This window comes from Microvirga sp. BSC39 (assembly GCF_000739015.1).
Classification (GTDB): Bacteria; Pseudomonadota; Alphaproteobacteria; order Rhizobiales; family Beijerinckiaceae; genus Microvirga.
The window spans coordinates 19,276-40,508 of the sequence record NZ_JPUG01000052.1; the positions used below are offsets into that span (position 1 = coordinate 19,276).

Consider the following 21,233-nt stretch of genomic DNA (forward strand, 5'->3'; position numbering starts at 1 on the left):
TTTCCCCGTGCGGCACCCCTTGCGCCGCCGGGCTCCCTTCGCCATAGGGTTGGGCATGTCCAAGCCCATCGTTCGCTTCGCCCCGTCTCCGACCGGGCACATCCATATCGGCAACACCCGCGTGGCCCTGCTCAACGCGCTCTATGCCCGGCGCGAGGGCGGCACCTTCATCCTGCGCTTCGACGACACGGACCTGGCGCGGTCGAAGCAGGAATACGCCGAGTCCATCGAGACGGATTTGAACTGGCTCGGCATCGCGCCCGACGTGATCGTGCGTCAGTCGGAGCGGTTCGCGCTCTACGATGCGGCGGCTGAACGGCTGAAGGAGGCCGGGCGCCTTTACCCCTGCTACGAGACGCAGGAAGAGCTGGAATTCCGCCGCAAGCGCCAGCTCGCCCGCGGCCTGCCGCCGATCTACGACCGGGCGGCCTTGAAGCTCACGGACGAGGATCGCGCCAAGCTCGCAGAGGAGGGACGGAAGCCCCATTGGCGCTTCCGTCTGGAGCCGACGAACGTCGCTTGGGACGATCTCGTGCGAGGCCCCTGCCACGTGGATTGCAGCTCGCTGTCGGACCCGGTGCTGGTGCGCGAGGACGGTACCTATCTCTACACCCTGCCATCGGTGGTGGACGACATCGACCTCAGGATCACCCATGTGATCCGGGGCGAGGATCACGTGACCAACACGGCGGTGCAGATCCAGATCTTCGAGGCTCTGGGCGCCGCCTCTCCCATCTTTGCCCACCACAGCCTGCTGATCACGGCGAGCGGCGAGGGGCTGTCGAAGCGTCTCGGTCACCTGTCGGTGAAGGGCCTGCGCGATGCCGGTCTCGAGCCGCAGGCCGTCGCTTCCCTGGCGGTGCTGGTCGGTTCGGCCGAGGCTGTGCGGCCCGTTGCCGATCTCATCGAACTCGCCAAGTTGATCGACTTCTCCCACATCTCCCGCGCGCCGGCGAAGTTCGACGAGAGCGAGCTGGAGCACCTGAACGCCCGCCTCATTCACGAGATGCCCTATGAGATCGCCCGCGAGCGTCTGGCGCAGCTCGGGGCGGACGAGGGCGAGGCGTTCTGGAATGCAGTGCGCGGCAACCTGACGAAGGTTCGGGATGCGGCGGAATGGGCCAAGGTCGTTCGCGGTCCCGTGACGCCGGTCATCGAGGACAAGCCCTTCATCGCGGCGGCCACCGGCGTTCTGCCGGAGGCTCCTTGGGATGCCACCACCTGGAAGGCCTGGACGGAAGCGGTGAAAGCCGCCACAGGCATGAAGGGCAAGGCGTTGTTCATGCCCCTTCGCCTCGCGTTGACCGGGCTCGACCACGGTCCCGAACTGGCAGTGTTGCTGCCGCTGATCGGGCCGGAGCGGGCAAAAGCGCGGTTGGCCGGGCAGGCAGCTTAAGACATAGGATAGGTGGACTGTCTCGGTCTGTCGTGGCGGTTTGCAACCATCTCGGCGCTGAGCCGTAAGGTACGAACCCATGTCCGACTTAAACCTGCGGGCTGCCGGTCCCAATGACGTTCCGGCGATCGAGGCCTTGGTCCGGAGCGCCTACAGCCCGTACATCGACCGGATCGGCAAGCCGCCCGCCCCGATGACGTGCGATTATGGACGCCTTGTCGACGAGGGCGACGTCTGGGTTCTCGAGCTCGATCGGGATGTGGTCGGCCTGATCATCCTCAAATCCGCGACCGATCATCTCCTTCTCAGCAACGTGGCCGTCTCGCCTGCCCATCAGGGGCGGGGGCTTGGGGCCAAACTCCTGGCCCACGCGGAAGCGCAGGCCCGGCAGCGCGGTTTTCGGGAGATGCGGCTCTACACGAACGAGCTCATGCACGAGAACCTCGTGATCTACGGCAAGCTCGGATGGACGGAATACGACCGGTCCGAGCAGGATGGGTTTCGCCGCGTTTTCATGAAGAAGGAACTGGTCGACACGCCGTCTTCATGAGGGAGGCCGCGCACCTTACGCCTTGATCCTGTAGCCCGTCCGGAAGATCCATCCGATGGCGGCAAGGCAGATCAGCATGAAGACCAGCGTCATGCCGAGGCTGATGCCCACGCCCACATCGGCGACGCCGTAGAAGCTCCAGCGGAAGCCGCTCACCAGATAGACCACCGGGTTGAACAGGGCGATGGTCTGCCAGAACGGCGGCAGCATGTTGATCGAATAGAAGCTGCCGCCGAGAAAGGCGAGCGGCGTCACGATCATCAGGGGCACGATCTGCAGCTTCTGGAAGCTGTCGGCCCAGATGCCGATGATGAAGCCGAACAGGCTGAAGGTGACGGAGGTCAGCACCAGGAAGGCGATCATCCAGACAGGATGCTCGATGGAGAAATCCACGAAGAGCCGCGCCGTGACCAGGATGATCGTGCCGATGATGATCGACTTGGTGGCTGCCGCCCCCACATAGCCGATCACCGTCTCAACCGCCGAGATCGGCGCCGACAGGACCTCATAGATGGTGCCGGTGAATTTCGGCATATAGATGCCGAAGGAGGCATTCGAGATGCTCTCGGTGAGGATCGAGAGCATGATCAGCCCCGGCACGATGAAGGCCCCGTAGCTCACGCCTTCGATGCTGGCCATCCGCGAGCCGATGGCCGAGCCGAACACGATGAAGTAGAGCGAGGTCGACAGCACGGGCGAGGCGATGCTCTGCATGATCGTGCGCCAGGTGCGCGCCATCTCGAAAAGATAGATGGCCTTGATACCGTAGAAGTTCATGCGCGCCCCCGCACCAGGCTGACGAAAATTTCCTCCAGCGACGACTCGGAGGTCTGCAGATCCTTGAAGTCGATGCCGTGCTCGTTCAGACGGCGCAGGAGGCCCGCGATGCCGGTCTCCTGGCTTTGCGTATCGAAGGTATAGACGAGCTCGGCGCCGTCTGCGGAGAGCTGGAGGTTCTCCGACTGCAGTTCGGGCGGCAGGCTCGCGAGCGGGTTCTGCAGGTGCAGGGTGAGCTGCTTCTTGCCCAGCTTCTGCATGAGAACATGCTTGTCCTCGACCAAGACGATCTCGCCCTTGTTGATCACCCCGATCCGGTCGGCCATCTCCTCGGCCTCCTCGATATAGTGGGTGGTCAGGATAATGGTGACGCCGTTCTCCCTGAGACCGCGGACCATCTCCCACATGTCCCGCCGCAGCTCCACGTCGACGCCGGCGGTGGGCTCGTCGAGGAACAGGATCGTGGGCTCGTGCGACAGGGCCTTGGCGATCATCACCCGGCGCTTCATGCCGCCCGACAGGGTCATGATCTTGCTGTCGCGCTTCTCCCACAGGGAGAGGTCCTTCAGGATCTTCTCCAGATAGGCCGGGTTCGGCGGCTTGCCGAAGAGGCCTCGGCTGAACGTCACCGTCGCCCACACGCTCTCGAACGCGTCTGTGGTGAGCTCCTGCGGCACGAGCCCGATCTTGGTGCGGGCGGGCCGGAAATCCCGGATGATGTCATGGCCGTCCGCGACGACGGTTCCGGTGCTCGGATTGACGATGCCGCAGATGATGCTGATGAGCGTCGTCTTGCCGGCGCCGTTGGGACCTAAGAGCGCGAAGATCTCGCCCTTCCGGATTTCCAAATCGACCTTCTTCAAGGCCTGGAAGCCCGAGGCATAGGTCTTGGTCAGGCCCGTGACGGTGATGATCGGGTTCGATGCTCCCGTGGGCCGGGGCATCTGCAGGGAATCGAGCGGTTTCATGCCGGGGTGATAGCATGGCGGGACGCGGCGCGGAATGGAGACGCTTGACCGCCACTGTCATCCCCGGCGAGCGGAGCGAGGGAAGGGGATCCATAGCGCTGAGCGTGCAAGTGGATTCCCTTCCCCTCCGCTGCGCTCGCCGGGAATGACAGGCTGTGCTTGGCTCAGAACGATCAGTTCTGAACGTTCGGAACCGGAATCACGTCAGGCGCGATCACCCGGACGGTCTTCTTCTGACCATTGCCCGAGGCGACCTCGCGCTTCGCGCCCTCGCCCTGGCGGACGATGGTGCTGTTCTCGATCGACTGCGGGCCGATACCGGCCGATTCCTTGCTCGCAGTCGGCGCGGCGGCGGCGATCTCGGCGGCCTCCTTGGCCTCCTCTTCGGCCTTCTTGTCGGCGGCCTTGCGGGCGGCCTGCACCTTGGGGCGCGACAGTTCCTCCGCCTTCTCGGCCGTGACGATCAGGTCGCCCTTGCGCTGCTCGAGCATGCTTTCGGCCTTGCGCAGGACCACCGCCCAGCTCTCATCGGGCTTCTTGCAGGCGCAGCTCTCATCGAAGCTCTTGCGGAACTTGAAGGCGTTCGCCAGGGACGTGTAGGGCTGGTTGCCGGAGAGCGAGGCTGCCCGGCTGAGGCCGTTGTCGCCCCCCGGATAGGCGAAAGCCGTAGTCTCGGTGCCGGGGCAGAGGGCCTGGCACATCTCGTTGGCGCTCTGGCCGCCGCCCGGCGGGGTGGTCAGCGGGAAGAAGGACCCGTCGCAGGTCTTCACGCAGATCAGGCGGCCACCGCCGAGAGAGCGCGGCCCGTCATCGGCAATGATCGGCTGGCCCTCGGGCATGACCTGTTGCTGCTGCTGTTGGCGCGGGGCCCCGAAGAGCGATTCGAAGAAGCCGCGGGGCTCCGTCGAGCAGGTCTGCTGCACCGCAGCCTGGAGCTGCCGGCGCCGGGCTTCGATCTCCGCCTGGTCGGCTCCCTGTGCAGCAAGGCGGGCATAGCCGGCCTCAAGCTGGCGGACCTGCGTGGCGATGGAGCCGCACTCGGCCGGGGCAGGACCGGACAGGAAGCCGAGAGGGCCGCGCTCGCAGCCGATATTGCGGTAGTAGGTGACGAGCCGGTTGATCTCCGCCCTCTGCGCGCGCATCTGGCCGGTCGGCGCACTGCCGCCGCTGCGCTCCAGGGAAGCCAGTTCGGCCTGGAAGCGCTGGCACTGCGCGGACTGGGCGAACGCCGTCTGTCCGGCAGCCAGAAAGGCCGTCAGGGCGATGATGGAGCGGAGAAAAGATGTCTTTGTCATGAAGCTGATCGCAGAACCGGTCCGTTGGGCATCATATGCCGGGTTGGCTCGTCATGTGACGCCCGAATTTGACCCTATTGTGATTAACGCCTTGCCCGCTCCAAGAGAAGCTGTCTAGCTTTCCCGCAAGAGCGACTCCCGAGACGAGGCCCAGCATGTACTCCCATACAACCATCGGGGCAAATGACCTCGCCCGAGCCCGAGCCTTCTACGATGCCGTCTTCGCGCCGCTCGGGCACGAGGTGCGGTATGCGGACGATATGCTGGTGGGGTGGGGAGCGCCTGGAGGGCCGCCGCAATTTCTGATTGCCCGGCCCTTCAATGGGGAGGCCCCGAGCGTCGGCAATGGAGCCATGATCGCCCTGACGGCTCCCAGGCGTAGTGCCGTCGATGCCTGTCATGCCGCCGCCCTGGCGCAGGGTGGAACGGACGAGGGCAAGCCGGGCCTGCGCCCGCACTATCATCCGAACTATTACGGCGCCTATTTTCGCGACCTCGATGGCAACAAGATCTGCGTCGTCTGCCATCAGGCCGAATAGCCTCTCGTCAAAGCTCTTAACCATCCCCACATGACAGCGTAACGGTGGGAGATGAACCGACGATGCTTGCCCGAATCGCCTTGAGCTTAGCCCTCGCCCTGGCTGCCGCCACCGGTGCTGCGGCCCAGGAGCCCGACCTGATCTTCAAGAAGTCGACGGTCTGGCGGGCGCTCACCCCGGACGATAAGCTCGCCGTCTATGGGCTCGACGATCCGGTGGTCGAGGGCGTGGCCTGCCACTACACGACCCCGGAACGCGGCGGCATCGCCGGCACCTTCGGCGTGGCCGAGGAGGTTTCCGACATCTCGCTGGCGTGTCGGCAGGTCGGGCCGGTGAAGTTCAAGCAGAAGTTCGGCCAGGGCGACGTGGTGTTCAGCGAGCGCCGGTCGCTCATCTTCAAGAAGATGCAGATCGTTCGCGGTTGCGACGTGAAGCGCAACACCCTGGTCTACATGGTCTATTCGGACCGGCCCATCGAGGGCTCGCCCAAGAACTCCACCTCCACCGTGCCGCTGATGCCCTGGGGCACCGAGGTGCCTCCTAAATGCGGAGAATGGATGAACTCGTAAAGGGTTCAGCCGACGCTTTCTCCTAGCAGCAGTCTTGCGGCGGTCGCCCACATAATGATGCCGATCACCACGTCGAGGACCCGCCATGTGGCCGGCTGGGCGAAGAGCAGCTTCAGCAGGCGGGCGCCGAAACCGAGTGAAAAGAAGAAGACGAAAGAAGCCAGCATGGCGCCGGCGGCGAACAATCCCTTGCCTTCCTCGAACTGAGTCGAGATCGAGCCGATCAGGACCACCGTGTCGAGATAGACGTGCGGGTTGAGCCAAGTGAAGGCGAGACACGTGAGAACCACCCGGCTTAAGGACTCCGGTGCCGCCTCTGACGGCCTCAAAGACGCCGATCCGAATGCGGCCATGAAGCTGCGGGTTCCATAGGCCAGGAGGAACGCGGCCCCTCCATAGCGCAGAACCGGCTCGGCCCAGGGCACCTGTGCGCTGAGCCGCGCGAAGCCCGAGACGCCGGCCAGGATGAGCACCGCATCTGAGACCGCGCAGGTGAGGCACACGGCAAGCACATGCTCTCCACGCAGGCCGATGCGCAGCACGAAGGCGTTCTGAGCCCCGATGGGTAAGATAAGGCTGAGGCCGAGGAGAAAGCCCGCAAGCAGGGGAGCGGTCATGTGAATGTCCCGGGAGGAGTCGACGTTCCCTAGCCTGCGTCTTAGGATTAGGGCAGTTAAAGTCTCTGCTCCGGGTTTAGAAAAACTAATCTGATGCTGGATTATGCTCTTCTGTCGGCGCTCGCTGCCGTTGTGCGTACCGGAAGCTTCGAGCGGGCGGCGGAGCAGCTGAACGTCACGCCTTCTGCGATTTCCCAGAGGATCAAGCTTCTGGAGGAGCGGATCGGCACTGTTCTCGTGGTGCGGGGCCAGCCCTGTCTGGCGACCGAAGCGGGCCAGCGCCTGTGCCAGCATGTGGAGCAGGTCGCCCTGCTCGAAAGCTCACTGCGCCGGAATCTGCCGGGGCTTCAGCCGGAGCCCCGCCCGGTGACCCTGCGCATTGCCGTGAACGCGGACAGCCTCGCCACCTGGTTCATTCCGGCCATGGCCGAGACCGAGGGCTTCCTGTTCGACCTCGTGGTGGATGACCAGGATCACAGCGCCGAATGGCTGCGGCGCGGCGAGGTGGTGGCTGCAGTGACCTCGCACGGCAAGCCGATCCAGGGGTGCAACTGCCATCCCCTCGGCACCCTGCGCTATCTGGCGACCGCCAGCCCGGTATTCGTGAAACGTTGGCTGCCGGATGGGCTCGATGAGCAATCGGCCGCTCGGGCACCGTGCCTCGTGTTCAACCGGAAGGATCAGCTCCAGGCCATGTGGCTCCGAAGGGCGCTCGGCACGGATGTTAGGCCGCCTGTCCACTGGCTGCCGTCATCGCAGGCTTTCGTGGATGCAGCTCTTGCAGGATTAGGGTGGGGGATGAACCTGGAAACGACGGTTCAGGAGCATATCCGCGAGGGCCGCCTTGTGGCGCTGGAGCCCTCGGAGCCGCTGGAGGTGCCCTTGTTCTGGCAGCAGAGCCGGATCGTCGGCACTCTGCTGGCCACGATGACCCGGGCCGTTCTGACCACTGCCCGGACCATGCTTTCGCCGATGCCGCCCCGCGGCTGACCGAACCTCAGTTCGAGCAGGTCACGGAGACCGGCGGCTCCTTGGGGCCGAAGGAGGCCTTCTGGATGGTTCCCGTGATCTCGTCGGGCGACATCTGCCGGAAGGAAACGGCCTTGGTGTAGCCGTGAGCCTCGCACCAGGCATTTGCCACAACTTGGCCACAAGCCTGGTTTCCTATGAGGCATTCCGCGACGCCATAACCGTCAGCGGCAGGGACCATGAAGGTCGCTTCAGACGAAGAGGCCTGGGTACCATTGGGAAGCAGCGTCAGGGACGCGGCTGCAAAAAACACGGCAGTACCCATTCCGAGCATGGCAAATGCGCGGCGCATCGTAGACCTCTTTGTTTGAACTCGTGCCATTATGGCGCGAGCGTGCGTGAACAAAGCTCTAACGCGCTTAGGCAGAACCCGTTTCATGCGGCTGTGCAAATTAAACATGATTACCAAATCGAAAATCTTGACGGCTTCGGCCTGAAAAGGCATTGATGGCTTCATGAACACGGCAACGATCCTCATTTCCGGGATTATTTGCGGCTAGCGCACTTCGCTGGCTGGAGCCGTCTCGTTCTCATTCCAAGATCGAAACCACCCTCCGGCCAGCGGCCTGACAGGGGTATGGTTTCATGGCGGCCAAGCTTCGCCTCTACAACACACTGACCCGGTCGAAGGACGATTTCGTCCCGATCGACCCTGGAAACGTGCGCCTCTACGTCTGCGGACCTACCGTTTACGACTACGCCCACATCGGCAACGCCCGCCCGATCATCGTCTTCGACCTTCTCTTCCGTCTGTTGAGACATGTGTACGGCAGAGAAGCCGTGACGTATGTGCGCAATATCACCGATGTGGACGACAAGATTAACGCCCGCGCAGCCCGGGATTACCCGGAAATCCCCCATAACGAGGCGATCCGGGTCGTGACGGGCAAGACCGAGGAGCAGTTCCACGCGGATATCCGCGCGCTCGGCGTGCTCATGTCGGAGGACGTGAACGAGCCGGGCCAGCCCCCGCGCTTCGTCGAGCCGCGGGCGACCGAGCACATCGACGAGATGCGCATGATCATCGAGCGGCTGATCGCCCGTGGGGCGGCGTATGTGGCCGAGGAGCACGTGCTGTTCTCGGTCTCGGCCATGCAGAACCTGTCCGGCGTGCCGAAATACGGCGCCTTCTCCAAGCGCTCCCTCGACGAACTGCTCTCCGGGGCCCGCGTGGACGTGGCGCCCTACAAGCGCGACCCGATGGACTTCGTCCTCTGGAAACCGTCCGGCCCGCAGGATCCGGCTTGGGCCTCGCCTGCCGGTATCCGTACGCCGGGCCGTCCTGGTTGGCACATCGAGTGCTCGGCCATGGCATGGCGGCACCTGGTTCAGGCCTTCGAGACCAGGCTCACCTGCGCCGACCCGACGGAGCGCGAGATCTTCGACATCCACGGCGGCGGCATCGATCTCGTCTTCCCGCACCACGAGAACGAGATCGCGCAGTCCTGCTGCGCCTTCGAGACGCCGCGCATGGCCAATGTGTGGATGCACAACGGCTTCCTGCAGGTGGAAGGCGAGAAGATGTCGAAGTCGCTCGGCAACTTCTTCACGATCCACGACCTGCTGAAGGATTGGCCCGGCGAGGTGCTGCGCTTCAACATGCTGCGCACGCACTACCGCCAGCCCGTCGACTGGACGACAAAGGGCCTTGAGGAAAGCGAGAAAACCCTCGACCGCTGGTACGAGCTGGCCGGCAGGGGAGAGGCCGCCCTCCTTTCGGACCAGATCGTCGATGCACTGGCGGACGACCTCAACACGCCGAAGATGCTGGCGGAGCTTCATGCCCTCGACAGGCAGGCAGATCACGGCGAACTCGGCGCGAACCTTCGTGCGCTCGGCTTCCTGCTCGAAGGAGCAGAGGCCTGGAAGGCGCGCAGGCAATCGGCATTGAGCGTCGATTCTGCGCGGGTCGAGGCGCTGATTGCCGCCCGCAAGGAGGCGCGCGCGTCGAAGAACTGGCCTGAGTCCGACCGCATCCGCGATGAGCTTGCGGCCTTGAACGTCGTGGTCAAGGACAACAAGGACGGCACCACCACCTGGGAGGTTGCACGCTGATGGGACAGGCATTGCCGAAGCCGGGGCTTCGCCCCTTCCTGCCGGCCGACCTGCCGCTGCTCGTCGACATCTATGAGGAGAGCATCGCGGAGCTGACGGGCGAGGATTACAGCGAGAGCCAGCAGGAGGCCTGGATGGCTCTCGCAGAGGACGATGCCTTCGCTGAGAAGCTTAATAAAAGCCTCACGCTGGTGGCCACCGTCGAGGGTTCACCGGTTGGCTTCATCGCGCTGAAAGACAACGAGCTGATCGAGCTGTTCTATGTGCATCCGGCAGTGGCCGGACAGGGGATCGGAACGATGCTCTACATGGCGATCGAGAAGCTTGCCGGCGCGCGGGGCGCCCCGCGTCTGGTCGCCGAGGTGAGCGACAACGCGCAACCCTTCTTCCAGAAGCAGGGCTTCCAGCCGCAGCGCCGCAACACGATCCCGCTCGGCGACGAATGGCTCGGCACCACCACCATGGAAAAGCGCCTGGCACCGCCCGAAGACAGGAAGTTGTCGTCATGAGCCGTGAACGAGTCCATCTCTTCGACACCACTCTGCGCGACGGAGCGCAGACCACGGGGGTCGATTTCTCGCTCGAGGACAAGAAGGCGATCGCCACGCTCCTCGACCGGCTCGGCATCGATTACGTGGAAGGCGGCTATCCGGGGGCAAACCCGCTGGATACCGCCTTTTTTGCTGAGAAGCGCACGAAGAATGCCAAATTCACGGCCTTCGGCATGACGAAGCGGGCGGGGCGCTCCGTGTCGAACGATCCCGGCGTGGCGGCCTTGCTGGAGGCTGAGGCGGATGCGATCTGCTTCGTCGCCAAGGCCTGGGATTATCACGTCCGCGTAGCGCTGGAGACGACGCCTGAGGAGAACCTCGCCGGCATTCACGAGAGCGTCGAGGCTGCCCGCGCCAAGGGCCGCGAGGTGCTCGTCGATTGCGAGCATTTCTTCGACGGCTACAAGGCCAATCCCGATTATGCGCTCGCCTGCGTGAAGACCGCCTATGAGGCGGGCGCACGCTGGGTCGTGCTCTGCGACACCAATGGCGGCACGCTGCCTCATGAGGTGACGGAGATCGTCGCGGCCGTGACGAAGGTAGTGCCGGGTGCGCATCTGGGCATCCATGCCCATGACGATTGCGGCTGCGCGGTTGCCAATTCGCTCGCGGCTGTCGAGGCAGGCGCGCGCCAGATCCAGGGCACGCTCAACGGCCTCGGCGAGCGCTGCGGCAATGCCAATCTCATCACGCTCATCGGCGCCCTGAAGCTGAAGGACGGCTATGCCGCCCGTTTCGATCTTGGCGTCACCGACGAGACGTTGGCCCAGCTTACTCATGTGTCGCGGCAGGTGGACGAGGTCCTCAACCGGCAGCCGAACCGCCACGCGCCTTTCGTGGGTTCCAGCGCCTTCGCCACCAAGGCCGGCATCCATGCCTCCGCTGTGCTGAAGGATCCGCGCACCTACGAGCACGTGGAGCCGGAAGTCGTCGGCAATGCACGCAAGGTTCTGGTGTCGGATCAAGGCGGACAATCCAACATTCTTGCCGAGCTGAAGCGCTGCGGCTTCGAACTGGAGAAGGGCGATCCGCGCATCGCCCGCGTGCTCGACGAGGTGAAGCGCAAGGAGGCGGAGGGCTTCGCGTTCGAGGGTGCGGACGCGTCCTTCTACGTGCTGGTCAAGCGCATGCTCGGCGAGGTGCCGGCCTTCTTCGACGTGGAGCGTTTCTCGGTCAACGTGGAGCGCCGCTTCAACGCGGTCGGTGAACTCGTCACCGCATCCGAGGCCATCGTGAAGGTGCGCGTCGGCGACGAGGTGCTGATCTCGGCGGCCGAAGGCAACGGCCCGGTGAATGCGCTCGACGTTGCGCTCCGCAAGGATCTCGGCAAGTACCAGCACCTGATCCAGGACTTGGAGCTCGTCGATTATAAGGTGCGCATCTATCAGGGCGGCTCGGATGCGGTGACGCGCGTGCTGATCGAGTTCGCCGACGGCACGGGCGAGCGCTGGACCACCATCGGGGTCTCCCCCAACATCATTGACGCCTCGTTCCAGGCACTAACGGATTCGATGATCTACAAGCTGTTGAAGGGCGGGGCGGCGCTATAAATCAACGCCGTTCCTTCATCCTCTTCTCAGTCGACCCATGAACATCGCAATCCTTCTGCCGCTCTCAGGCATTCTCCTAAGCGGCATCTTTCTGGCCTCACAGGCCCCCATCAATGCCGCGCTGGCGAAGTCGCTCGGCGATCCGGTGCTGGCTGCCTGCATCTCGTTCGGGATCGGCTTCGTCGTTCTGGCCATCCTGAGCGCCGTTCGCGGCGCATGGCCGTCGGGCAGCGCCATGGCCGCGGCACCCTGGTGGTCTTGGCTCGGAGGGCTCCTGGGCGCGTTCTACGTCGCTGTTGTGATCTGGGGCGTGCCGCAGCTCGGCGTGGTCAGCACCGTGGCGGCCCTGGTCTTCGGGCAGGTCGCAGCGGCGCTGATCCTGGATGCGGTGGGAGCCTTTGGGCTTCCCGTGCAGGCGATCACCTGGCAGCGCTTGTTGGCAGCAGGCCTCATTCTGAGCGGGCTCGTGCTGTCGCGCACGGGCTGATGCAAAGAATACGATAATGTATCGAACGTTTTCTCTTGGACTGGCGGCTTTTCGGCTCGTGTAAAAGCCGTCTGAGTGCATGTGTGGAAGAATGTTCGATGTTCAAGGCACTGGTTTTCTCAGCAGTTCTCATCTTTGGCTGTACCCAAGCCGGTTGGGCGGTCGACCCACCCTTGCAGCTGCCGCTCTGTCCGGACTGGTCGCAGAATGTCGAGACCGACATCGGCCTCTGGCAGGCCCTTGAGGCAGCCTATCCGTCTGTGACGGTGGCGGCCGAAGTTGACGAATCTTCCCGAACGTCATGTCTCTTCCCCGATAAGCTGCTGCGCTATCATAACGTCGAGGTTCTGATCACGCTGGCCGGGGAGCCGGGCAAGGATTGTCACGGGTGCCCGGCTCAACTCAGTGCGGTCTTTCTGAAAAGAGACGGGCGTGTCCTGAAGCCGGTTGGCCGGCACAAGAACTTCGCTGAAACCGGGACCTTTGGAAATGTCATATCCCTTGGGTCGTTTGAGTTTGGATCCAGGCAAGGGATGGTAATTGAAGGCGGCGGCACCTTTCAGGGCTACACCACGACCGTATTCGTTTTCTATGCCATCAAGAACCGGCGTTTGAGGCAGATCGGCCCGAAGAATGGAATTTCTTCAGGCGACAGTAACTGCGGCGCAATCATGGATGAGGGACCCTGCCGGGATGTCATCGGTGAATGGCAAGTCGAGGGTGATCGCCTAAAGATCCGCTACTCTGGTGTCCGCGAAGATCGCACCAGGATCAGCGGAACCGTAGTTTACAGATTCAAGGGAGATGCCCTCATTCTGCTCTCTGGAGCCATACTGGCCGCCGAGATGCAGGAAAACCGCCCCTAAAAGCGGCTCTCGATGGCCTCCTCGTTGCTCACGATCCCGACCCGTCGGGCGGCGGCCTCCAGCATCGGGATCACCTCCTCGATGCGCTCGGCCACGAGGTAGTTGAGCTCGAGTCCTGGGCGGATGAAGCCCTGCTCGCGCATGTGGGCGATGAGGGTGAGAAGGGGCTTCCAGAAGCCCTTGGTGCTCAGCATCAGGATGGGCTTGGTGTGGCGACCGAGCTGCGACCAGGTCATCTGCTCGACGAGTTCCTCCAGGGTTCCGATGCCCCCTGGCAGAGCCACGAAGGCGTCAGCCTTCTCGAACATCAGCCGCTTGCGGGTGTGCATGTCCGGCACCACGAGGGTTTCCTGCACATCGTCGAGGAGCTTCTCGCGGGACTTCAGGAATTCCGGAATGATCCCTGTGACATAACCGCCATGGTCGAGGACGGACTGGGCCACGGTGCCCATCAGGCCCACATTGCCGCCGCCATAGACCAGATTGATCCCCTGTTCGGCCATGGAACGCCCCAAAGCCGCTGCATTTTCAGCGAAAACGGGATCGTCTCCGAAGCCGGAGCCGCAATAGACGCAGATGGATTTGATCGGTTTGACGGATGACATGGGCATTTCGGGGAGGCGGGGAGCCTCCCTGGCTGAGTCGTAGAGCATTAATTTGTCCTTTATGGCCGTAGCCTTTTGAAAGATAAACGGATTAAATGGCGGAAAGTGCCGCGTTTGAGAAAAAGCATCATGGCGCATCCGAAAGAGTTGAAGGGCACGATCGCGCTTCTGGGCGCGGCCGCCGCGGCCGTCGTCGCGGTGCTCCTCGGCGTGCTTTACTGGTCCTGGTCAGGAAAGCCTGAAACCTCACAGAACGCAGCGCCTGCCCAGACCGCCCAGCCGTCGGCTCCACCGGCTCAGCCCGCGCCCGGCCAGCAGCAGGCTGCCATCAAGCCGCCAACCTCCGGCGAGGCACCCCCGGCACAAGCAAAGGAAGCTCCTGTCGTTCCATCCTTCGACGTCGTGCGCGTCGAACCGGACGGGGAGAGCGTGATTGCCGGCCGTGCCGCCCCCGGGGCCACCATCGAGCTCCTCAGGGGCGATCAGGTCCATGCCCGCGCCGCCGCCGACGCATCCGGCCTTTTCGCCATCGTGCCGCCGCCTCTGCCGCCCGGGTCTCATCAAGTGGTGCTGCAATCCATCGCGCCCGATGGAACGCGCCAGCGCTCCGCCCAGGCCGTGACGGTCGTCATCACGGACGGTAAGACCCGACCGCTCGTGACCCTGACCTCTCCGGACGCGCCCACGGTGGTCCTGTCGAACCCCGAGCCGCCTGCGCCCAAGGTGGCCGAGGCGCCGAAGCCTGATGCCGGGGCCACCGAGCCCGGCGCTGCCCCTGCGCCCCAGCAGCAGGCGGGTATCGCCCCCACGGTCTCTCCACCGGCACCGGGCGCACCGGCGCCCGCCGCGCCGGCGGCTCAGCCTGCTCCCGCGGCCCGGCCCGAGATCAAGATCGTGACGGTCGAGGCGGAGGAGGGGAAGCTCTATGTGTCCGGGCAATCCTCGCCAGGCGCCACCGTTCGGCTCTACCTTAACGAGAGCTTCATTGCTCCCGGTGGAGCCGGCGGCGACGGCAAGGTCTCCTTCTCCATCGCCAGCGGCGTGAAGCCTGGCGACTATCGGATCCGTCTGGACGACGTGGACCCGGTCTCCGGCCAAGTCAGGTCCCGGGCCGAGGTCGGGTTCAACGTGCCGGCCCAAGTCGCCACGGCTCAGCCTCAGGCTCCTGCGGCGGCCCAGCTACGCGCGTCCAGCTCTCCGGCGCCCTCCCAGCCCCAGACCTCGCTTGAGGTGGCCTCAGCCTTGCCGCAGGGGCAGATGGCCGATGCCGGCACAGTCGTGATTCCCAACATCAACACAGCCATCGTATCCCGCGGCGACAATCTCTGGCGCATCAGCCAGCGGATCTATGGCAAGGGCCTGCGCTACACGGTGATCTACGGCGCGAACCAGGAGCAGATCCGCAATCCGAACCTGATCTATCCCGGTCAGGTCTTCGTGCTGCCGGGTGAGCAGGAGCCCAAGAGCAACTAGCTCAGGCAGCAGCTTGACTCGGCTGCACAGGACATTTGCCCCAGCAGGGTGAATTCGCCCTGTGGATCGCCTATATCGGGGTCCACGACTTCGATTGGATCCTCAACCTATGCCTCCCTCCACCGCCGTCCCGACGACAGGCGCAGCCCGACCTCAGTCGAGCGGCTTAGCCGCCACCTGGAAAAAGCTCTGGCCCTATATCTGGCCCCATGGCCGTCCGGATCTCCAGCGACGGGTCTTCCTGGCCTTCGGCCTGCTTCTCGTCGCCAAAGGCGTCACGATGGTCACGCCCTTTGCCTTCAAATGGGCGACGGACGCGCTCGTGGCCGTCACGAGCAGCGGCAACCAGGCGACGGAGGCGGCCGCCACGGCCGGGTCCTGGATTTGGAAGGCGCCGATCCTGCTGACGGCGATCTACGGTCTCACCCGTATCCTCATGGCGGTGCTGACGCAGGTTCGCGACGGCATCTTCGCCAAGGTCGCCATGCATGCGGTGCGCCAGCTCGCCCTGCAGACCTTCGAGCACATGCACCGCCTGTCCCTGCGCTTCCACCTGGAGCGCAAGACGGGCGGCCTGACCCGCGTGCTCGAGCGCGGCCGCGAAGGCATCGAGGAGTTGTCGCGCCTCGTTGTGCTGACGCTTCTGCCCACGATCCTCGAGTTCGTTCTCGTGCTGGGCCTGCTCGCCTGGGAGTTCAACTGGGTCTATTCGGCCGTCGTCTTCGTCATGGTGGTCGTCTATCTCGCCTATACCTACAAGGCGACCCAGTGGCGGATCGGAATTCGCAAGCAGATGAACGACTCGGATACGGACGCCAACACCAAGGCGGTGGACTCGCTCCTGAACTACGAGACGGTCAAGTATTTCGGCGCCGAGCAGCGGGAGACCGCCCGCTACGACCGCTCCATGGCGGGCTACGAGAAGGCCTCGACCCAGACTTATACGTCGCTCGCCGTGCTCAATGCCGGCCAGGCGGTGATCTTCTCCATCGGCATGGCCGTCGTGATGGTGCTGGCCGCGCAGGATATCATCAACGGCAACGCGTCCATCGGCAGCTTCGTGCTCGTCAACGCCATGCTGGTGCAGCTTTATATCCCGCTCAACTTCATGGGCATGCTGTATCGCGAGATCAAGCAGGCGCTGATCGACATTGACGACATGTTCCAGATCATCGACCGCAACCCCGAGATCCAGGACAAGCCCGGCGCCAAGCCGCTCCAGGTCAACCAGGCGGTTGTGCGCTTCGAGGACGTGCATTTCGCCTATAATCCCGAGCGGCCGATCCTCAAGGGCGTGAGCTTCGAGGTGCCGGCAGGGCATACGGTGGCTATCGTAGGCCCCTCGGGTGCTGGCAAATCGACGATCTCGCGCCTGTTGTTCCGCTTCTACGAGCCCGCCAGCGGCCGCATCCTCATCGACGGGCAGAACATCGCCGACGTGCAGCAGGCCTCCTTGCGCAAGGTGATCGGCATGGTGCCGCAGGACACGGTGCTGTTCAACGACACCATCGGCTATAACATCCAGTATGGCCGCTGGGACGCGAGCCCGGAGGAGGTGAGGGAGGCCGCAAACCTGGCCCGGATCGACCGCTTCATCGGCCTTCTGCCGGAAGGCTATGACACGCCCGTGGGCGAGCGCGGCCTTAAGCTTTCGGGCGGCGAAAAGCAGCGCGTGGCCATTGCCCGCACCATCCTCAAGGCGCCGCCGATCCTGGTGCTCGACGAGGCCACGTCGGCGCTGGACACCTTCACCGAGAAGGAGATCCAGGACGCCCTCGACCGGGTCAGCCGCGGCCGCACCACCCTGGTGATCGCCCATCGGTTGTCCACAGTCATCGGGGCGGACGAGATCATCGTCCTCGACCAGGGCAGGGTGGTCGAGCGCGGCAACCATGCGACCCTTCTGGCCCACGGCGGGGTCTATGCCGCCATGTGGAACCGCCAGCGCGAAGCCGATCAGGCCCGCGAAGCCCTCAAGCGGGCCGAGGAAGAGGAACGCAGCCGCGAGAGCGTGGCAGGTTGACAAGAAGCGCTCCCGCCTGCCATCCCGACGCAAACCTTCTTAAGGCTATGAAAAAATGACCGACGTCCTGGAATCGATGCGCCGCATCTTCGTGCCGATCCACAAGGAGGGCTATCCCTTCATCCTGATCGCGCTGTTCGCGACGATCGTGCTGGCCTGGCTCTGGTCGCCGCTCGGCTGGATCGGCACCATCCTGACCGTATGGGTCTGCTACTTCTTCCGCGACCCGCCGCGGGTGACGCCTGTCCGCGAGGGCCTCGTGGTCTCTCCGGCCGACGGGCGGGTGAACCTCATCACCACCGCCATGCCCCCGGCGGAACTCGACCTGCCGCCCGAGCCCATGACCCGCATCTCGGTGTTTATGAACGTGTTCGACTGCCACGTGAACCGCGCGCCGGTGACGGGCCGGATCACCCAGATCCTCTACACGCCGGGTCTCTTCCTCAACGCCGAACTCGACAAGGCGAGCGAGGACAACGAGCGCAACGCCCTCGTCATCGAGACGGCGAACACCAAGATCGGCGTGGTCCAGATCGCCGGCCTCGTGGCGCGCCGCATCGTGTCCTTCGTCAAGGTGGGCAATCACCTGAGCACCGGCGAGCGCTTCGGCCTCATCCGGTTCGGCTCCCGCCTCGACATCTTCGTGCCGCTCAACGCCCAGGTCCTCGTCGGCCTGGGGCAGACGGCGGTCGCAGGCGAGACGGTGCTGGCTGACCTGACGGCCAACGAGCCCGCGCGGGAGTACCGGGTAGGCTAGGCCGTTTTCCGCAAGATTGAGACTTCAGGAAGGGTCGGAGCCGTTCCCATGACAGGGGAAACAGCTCCGATCTCGGTTGCCGGTTAAGCTGGCAACCCCTAGATGTCATGGCATGAGCGATCTTTTTCCTCCCTTCGCCCCCGATCCCAACGAGCCGCGCAAGCGGCTTTTCAAGCCGGTTCCGGTTCGGGTCATCATTCCGAACATCATCACCCTGATCGCCCTGTGCCTGGGGCTCACCGCGATCAGGCTGGCCTTCGAGGGGCGCTACGAGCCCGCCGTCGTCGCCATCGTGGTGGCAGCATTGCTGGACGGTATCGACGGCCGGGTGGCGCGCATGCTCAAGGGCACGTCCCGCTTCGGCGCGGAACTCGACTCGCTGGCGGATTTCGTGAATTTCGGCGTGACGCCGGCTCTTATCCTCTACAGCTTCCTTTTGAACGAGCTGAAGGCGGTCGGCTGGATTGCCGTGCTGGTCTTCGCCATCGCGATGGTCCTGCGTCTCGCCCGCTTCAACGTGATGCTGGACGATCCCCACCGGCCCGAGTGGAAGAAGAACTTCTTCACCGGCATGCCGGCGCCCGCAGGGGCCCTGACCTCGATGCTGCCGCTCTATCTCTCGTTCCTCGGCGTCCCCATGGGACCCGCGGCCGCTCCGATTGCCTTGGTCTACCTGCTGGGTTTGGCCTTCCTGATGGTGTCGACGATTCCGGTCTATTCAGGCAAGACCATCGGCCTGAAGGTTCCGCGCCATTGGGTTTTGCCGATCTTCGTCCTGTCGGCAGCTGTTTTCGGGCTCCTGGCGAACTTCCCCTGGGAGATGCTCACCGCTATCACGGTGCTGTTCCTGGCTTCGATCCCGTTGAGCGTCATGCGCTACCGCCAGCTCGACCGCGCTCATGCTCTGCAACCAGCGCAACCTCAGCCGGCAAGCTCGGAGCCGGAGCCGCCGGCTGCTTGATTCAGTTGCTGCCGGTGCCATGTTGTCACCGGATCTAGCCTAAGCCTTAGTGGAAATCCCGGAGCGTGGAGAGAAAAGTGGCGTCGTCTTCAGAGGTGTCGAATCCCGCAGCGCGCTCGAAGCTCGTTCTCGCGTCCGCCTCGCCCCGCAGGCTCGCTCTTCTGCAGCAGGCCGGTATCGAGCCCGATGCGCTTCTGCCAGCCGACGTGGACGAGACGCCCCTGAAGAACGAGAGCGCCAAGGAACTGGCCAAGCGCCTGGCCCGGTCGAAGGCCGAGGTGGCCCGGAGGGTGGCCCGTACCCGGGAGGATCTGAAGAACTCTTATATCCTCTCGGCCGATACAGTCGTGGTGGTCGGCAAGCGGGTTCTGCCGAAGGCGGAAGTGGCCGACGAGGCCGCGGGCTGCCTGCGCCTGCTCTCGGGCCGCCAGCACCGGGTCTACACGTCCGTCTGCCTGATCACCCCCAAGGACACGATCCGCGAACGCTTTGTTGAGACACGGGTACGTTTCAAGCGCCTGTCGCGGGACGAGTTCGAGCGCTATCTCGCCTCGGGCGAGTGGCGCGGCAAGGCTGGCGGTTATGCCATCCAGGGGTTCGCCGGCACCTTCGTGGTCAAGCTCGTCGGTTCCTATACGAACGTGGTCGGGCTGCCGCTTTACGAATCCGTCGCCCTGCTGGACGGGGAGGGCTATCCCGTCCGCTTCTCCTGGCTCGACGCAGCCTGACGCTGTTCCCCAGAGCACGCCCCGATCTTGCATCGGGCGGAAATAGCAACCACGTTGCAGGTTGCGAAGAAAAGGAGGCGAGGGATGAACGCCGCCAACGAGAACAAGCCCATGGCCTCAACCGGCAAGTGCCCGATCTGCGGTAAGCCAACAGAGCCGCAATACAGGCCGTTCTGCTCCCGCCGCTGCGCCGACGTGGACCTGAACCGCTGGCTGACCGGCAGCTATGCCATTCCGGTCGTCGAAAGTGAGCCCGACGACCCGGACGAAGACCGCCGGGAGACCTGATCCGATCGCGTTCGCATTTTTCTCCCTCGACCCGCTGGACAGCGGGTCTTTGTCTGACTATACACCCCTCCACGACGCGCACGGCCTCGCCGCGCATCGAATGCCCAGGTAGCTCAGTTGGTAGAGCATGCGACTGAAAATCGCAGTGTCGGCGGTTCGACTCCGTCCCTGGGCACCACTTCTTTCCCTCTGACATGTCATGGCTTTGAAGCTCCGCGCTGATGGTTCAGCTGCGTGCTTTGCCAGACTTGTAATATCAGAGGATCAGGGCCGAGGCTTCACGCGAGCCACCACGGTTGCCTGCTCCGGCGCGAAAGCTTTGATGGCCCCGCCGAAGATGGCGCCGATCAGAAGTCCGCTGATGACGATCAGCGGCAATTGCCGCCACTCGATCTTGGGCCCTGGTAGAAGCCTACTCACCGTTCAAGCCTCCTTGCACCCAGCCGAGCGACAGCCACACAGACCGCATATCTGTACGGCGTCGATGTCAGACATCTTCACACCTGCAGCTGCGCCGATGCTCGGGAGCCATCATCCCGTGCTTTGCAGAAGGCTGCTCTCCTGCTCCTGCGCCAAGCTACCACACGGCTGAAGACAAAAGATTGGTTTTTCCTTTACCCCGAAGGAGGTACACAAATCCTGCGCCATGCCCAAAGGTGGGCACATTTCTAGTCCTAATGGGCGATGGCAAAGTGGATGCACCCGATGACGGATCTGAAATCATTGAAGGAAGTCATCCGTCAGACTTGGCGGGACGAGGAGATGGCCTCGGCAGCCTGCTACGGCATCGACGCTTATGCGAAGCGCTGGCCCTTCGTTTACATGGTCAATGACTGGGACGTGTGGGACGAGCGGCAGAAAAGCCCGCGGCCCGAGGTTGTGGCCTGGCTGGAACAGCACGGGGGCGCGTGCGACTTCTACCACCTGCTCGATGCCTGGGGCCTAGTGGGCTTCAAGAGCCCAAAAGCCGCCAGCCATTTCAAGCTGCGCTGGTCCGGTGTGCTGAAGGCGGCGCCCTCGTCGGGCGAGGCTTGGAACCCGCACCCGCAGAACAGCTCCTTTGCTCCGGCTCCATACGAAGAGCCAGCCCTACGGGTCCGTAACGCTCAACGCGCCTTGCGCTGACGCTTCATCCGACCGGCCCGAATT

Annotated in this window: 24 protein-coding genes and 1 tRNA gene; 18 read left to right on the forward strand and 7 right to left on the reverse strand. The window is 63.9% G+C overall.

Features of this window, described 5'->3' with window-relative positions; all coding sequences use genetic code 11:
- The first annotated feature begins 55 nt into the window (after window positions 1-55).
- Both gltX and MA07_RS06705 read left to right on the forward strand, forming a co-directional pair.
- Window positions 56-1,396, forward strand: a complete 1,341-nt coding sequence (gene gltX, locus MA07_RS06700; protein ID WP_036348354.1) for a glutamate--tRNA ligase — start codon at window positions 56-58, stop codon at window positions 1,394-1,396.
- Between the two features lie 79 nt (window positions 1,397-1,475).
- Window positions 1,476-1,946 (forward strand): GNAT family N-acetyltransferase, encoded by a 471-nt coding sequence (locus MA07_RS06705; RefSeq protein ID WP_036348358.1) that lies wholly within the window; start codon window positions 1,476-1,478, stop codon window positions 1,944-1,946.
- A gap of 15 nt (window positions 1,947-1,961) precedes the next feature.
- Here the strand turns inward: MA07_RS06705 and MA07_RS06710 are convergent, their stop codons facing one another.
- The 3 genes from MA07_RS06710 to MA07_RS06720 all read right to left on the reverse strand — a co-directional run bounded on the left by MA07_RS06710 (window position 1,962) and on the right by MA07_RS06720 (window position 4,986).
- On the reverse strand, window positions 1,962-2,723 hold the full coding sequence (locus tag MA07_RS06710; protein ID WP_036348361.1) for an ABC transporter permease: 762 nt from the start codon (window positions 2,721-2,723) through the stop codon (window positions 1,962-1,964).
- A complete protein-coding gene (locus tag MA07_RS06715; protein ID WP_200879332.1) occupies window positions 2,720-3,691 on the reverse strand; it encodes an ABC transporter ATP-binding protein in 972 nt (323 codons plus the stop codon). The genes MA07_RS06710 and MA07_RS06715 overlap by 4 nt, the downstream gene beginning before the upstream one ends.
- 173 nt (window positions 3,692-3,864) lie before the next feature.
- Entirely contained in the window at window positions 3,865-4,986 is a 1,122-nt protein-coding gene (locus MA07_RS06720; RefSeq protein ID WP_036348368.1) for a DUF2865 domain-containing protein, read from the reverse strand.
- A gap of 155 nt (window positions 4,987-5,141) precedes the next feature.
- Here MA07_RS06720 and MA07_RS06725 point away from each other — a divergent pair, with 155 nt between their 5' ends.
- Both MA07_RS06725 and MA07_RS06730 read left to right on the forward strand, forming a co-directional pair.
- Entirely contained in the window at window positions 5,142-5,525 is a 384-nt protein-coding gene (locus MA07_RS06725; protein ID WP_036348371.1) for a VOC family protein, read from the forward strand.
- 62 nt (window positions 5,526-5,587) lie between these two features.
- The gene (locus MA07_RS06730) at window positions 5,588-6,094 is read left to right on the forward strand and encodes a CreA family protein (RefSeq protein ID WP_036348374.1); all 507 of its coding nucleotides are present in this window, start codon (window positions 5,588-5,590) and stop codon (window positions 6,092-6,094) included.
- 5 nt (window positions 6,095-6,099) lie between these two features.
- Here the strand turns inward: MA07_RS06730 and MA07_RS06735 are convergent, their stop codons facing one another.
- A complete protein-coding gene (locus tag MA07_RS06735) occupies window positions 6,100-6,711 on the reverse strand; it encodes a LysE/ArgO family amino acid transporter (protein ID WP_036348377.1) in 612 nt (203 codons plus the stop codon).
- A 93-nt stretch (window positions 6,712-6,804) separates the two neighbouring features.
- On the opposite strand from MA07_RS06735, the gene MA07_RS06740 reads away from it, so the two are divergent.
- Window positions 6,805-7,701, forward strand: a complete 897-nt coding sequence (locus tag MA07_RS06740) for a LysR family transcriptional regulator ArgP (protein WP_036348379.1) — start codon at window positions 6,805-6,807, stop codon at window positions 7,699-7,701.
- A 7-nt stretch (window positions 7,702-7,708) separates the two neighbouring features.
- Here MA07_RS06740 and MA07_RS06745 read toward each other — a convergent pair whose 3' ends face one another.
- On the reverse strand, window positions 7,709-8,032 hold the full coding sequence (locus MA07_RS06745) for a hypothetical protein (protein WP_036348599.1): 324 nt from the start codon (window positions 8,030-8,032) through the stop codon (window positions 7,709-7,711).
- 293 nt (window positions 8,033-8,325) lie between these two features.
- Here MA07_RS06745 and cysS point away from each other — a divergent pair, with 293 nt between their 5' ends.
- From cysS to MA07_RS06770, 5 genes are all read left to right on the forward strand, one after another.
- Entirely contained in the window at window positions 8,326-9,795 is a 1,470-nt protein-coding gene (gene cysS / locus MA07_RS06750) for a cysteine--tRNA ligase (protein ID WP_036348381.1), read from the forward strand.
- A complete protein-coding gene (locus MA07_RS06755; protein WP_036348384.1) occupies window positions 9,795-10,304 on the forward strand; it encodes a GNAT family N-acetyltransferase in 510 nt (169 codons plus the stop codon). The genes cysS and MA07_RS06755 overlap by 1 nt, the downstream gene beginning before the upstream one ends.
- Window positions 10,301-11,896 carry a citramalate synthase gene (cimA, locus tag MA07_RS06760; protein ID WP_036348387.1) on the forward strand — a complete coding sequence of 532 codons (1,596 nt, stop codon included), beginning with the start codon at window positions 10,301-10,303 and terminating at the stop codon, window positions 11,894-11,896. The genes MA07_RS06755 and cimA overlap by 4 nt, the downstream gene beginning before the upstream one ends.
- Before the next feature lie 37 nt (window positions 11,897-11,933).
- Complete coding sequence (locus MA07_RS06765) at window positions 11,934-12,383, forward strand: DMT family transporter (RefSeq protein WP_036348390.1); 450 nt, start codon at window positions 11,934-11,936, stop codon at window positions 12,381-12,383.
- A 98-nt stretch (window positions 12,384-12,481) separates the two neighbouring features.
- Window positions 12,482-13,249 (forward strand): hypothetical protein, encoded by a 768-nt coding sequence (locus tag MA07_RS06770; protein WP_036348392.1) that lies wholly within the window; start codon window positions 12,482-12,484, stop codon window positions 13,247-13,249.
- Here MA07_RS06770 and MA07_RS06775 read toward each other — a convergent pair.
- Entirely contained in the window at window positions 13,246-13,854 is a 609-nt protein-coding gene (locus MA07_RS06775) for a TIGR00730 family Rossman fold protein (protein ID WP_036348602.1), read from the reverse strand. The two genes, MA07_RS06770 and MA07_RS06775, sit on opposite strands and share 4 nt — an antisense overlap.
- Before the next feature lie 129 nt (window positions 13,855-13,983).
- Here MA07_RS06775 and MA07_RS06780 point away from each other — a divergent pair, with 129 nt between their 5' ends.
- The 7 genes from MA07_RS06780 (at window position 13,984) to MA07_RS06810 (ending at window position 20,262) form a co-directional block, all read left to right on the forward strand.
- Complete coding sequence (locus MA07_RS06780; protein WP_036348395.1) at window positions 13,984-15,327, forward strand: LysM peptidoglycan-binding domain-containing protein; 1,344 nt, start codon at window positions 13,984-13,986, stop codon at window positions 15,325-15,327.
- A gap of 109 nt (window positions 15,328-15,436) precedes the next feature.
- Window positions 15,437-17,350, forward strand: coding sequence for an ABC transporter ATP-binding protein/permease (locus tag MA07_RS06785; RefSeq protein WP_036348398.1), 1,914 nt, complete (start codon window positions 15,437-15,439; stop codon window positions 17,348-17,350).
- 55 nt (window positions 17,351-17,405) lie between these two features.
- A complete protein-coding gene (locus tag MA07_RS06790) occupies window positions 17,406-18,107 on the forward strand; it encodes a phosphatidylserine decarboxylase (RefSeq protein WP_036348401.1) in 702 nt (233 codons plus the stop codon).
- Window positions 18,108-18,219: 112 nt separating this feature from the next.
- Window positions 18,220-19,068, forward strand: a complete 849-nt coding sequence (gene pssA / locus MA07_RS06795) for a CDP-diacylglycerol--serine O-phosphatidyltransferase (protein WP_036348404.1) — start codon at window positions 18,220-18,222, stop codon at window positions 19,066-19,068.
- Between the two features lie 77 nt (window positions 19,069-19,145).
- Window positions 19,146-19,796 carry a Maf-like protein gene (locus MA07_RS06800; RefSeq protein WP_052002899.1) on the forward strand — a complete coding sequence of 217 codons (651 nt, stop codon included), beginning with the start codon at window positions 19,146-19,148 and terminating at the stop codon, window positions 19,794-19,796.
- 84 nt (window positions 19,797-19,880) lie between these two features.
- Window positions 19,881-20,084 (forward strand): DNA gyrase inhibitor YacG, encoded by a 204-nt coding sequence (gene yacG / locus MA07_RS06805; RefSeq protein ID WP_036348409.1) that lies wholly within the window; start codon window positions 19,881-19,883, stop codon window positions 20,082-20,084.
- Between the two features lie 102 nt (window positions 20,085-20,186).
- Window positions 20,187-20,262: transfer RNA gene (locus MA07_RS06810), tRNA-Phe, on the forward strand.
- 86 nt (window positions 20,263-20,348) lie between these two features.
- Here the strand turns inward: MA07_RS06810 and MA07_RS30025 are convergent.
- Window positions 20,349-20,504, reverse strand: coding sequence for a hypothetical protein (locus tag MA07_RS30025; RefSeq protein ID WP_160195398.1), 156 nt, complete (start codon window positions 20,502-20,504; stop codon window positions 20,349-20,351).
- 285 nt (window positions 20,505-20,789) lie between these two features.
- Here MA07_RS30025 and MA07_RS06815 point away from each other — a divergent pair, with 285 nt between their 5' ends.
- Window positions 20,790-21,209 carry a hypothetical protein gene (locus MA07_RS06815; protein ID WP_036348412.1) on the forward strand — a complete coding sequence of 140 codons (420 nt, stop codon included), beginning with the start codon at window positions 20,790-20,792 and terminating at the stop codon, window positions 21,207-21,209.
- The last annotated feature ends 24 nt before the right edge of the window (window positions 21,210-21,233 follow it).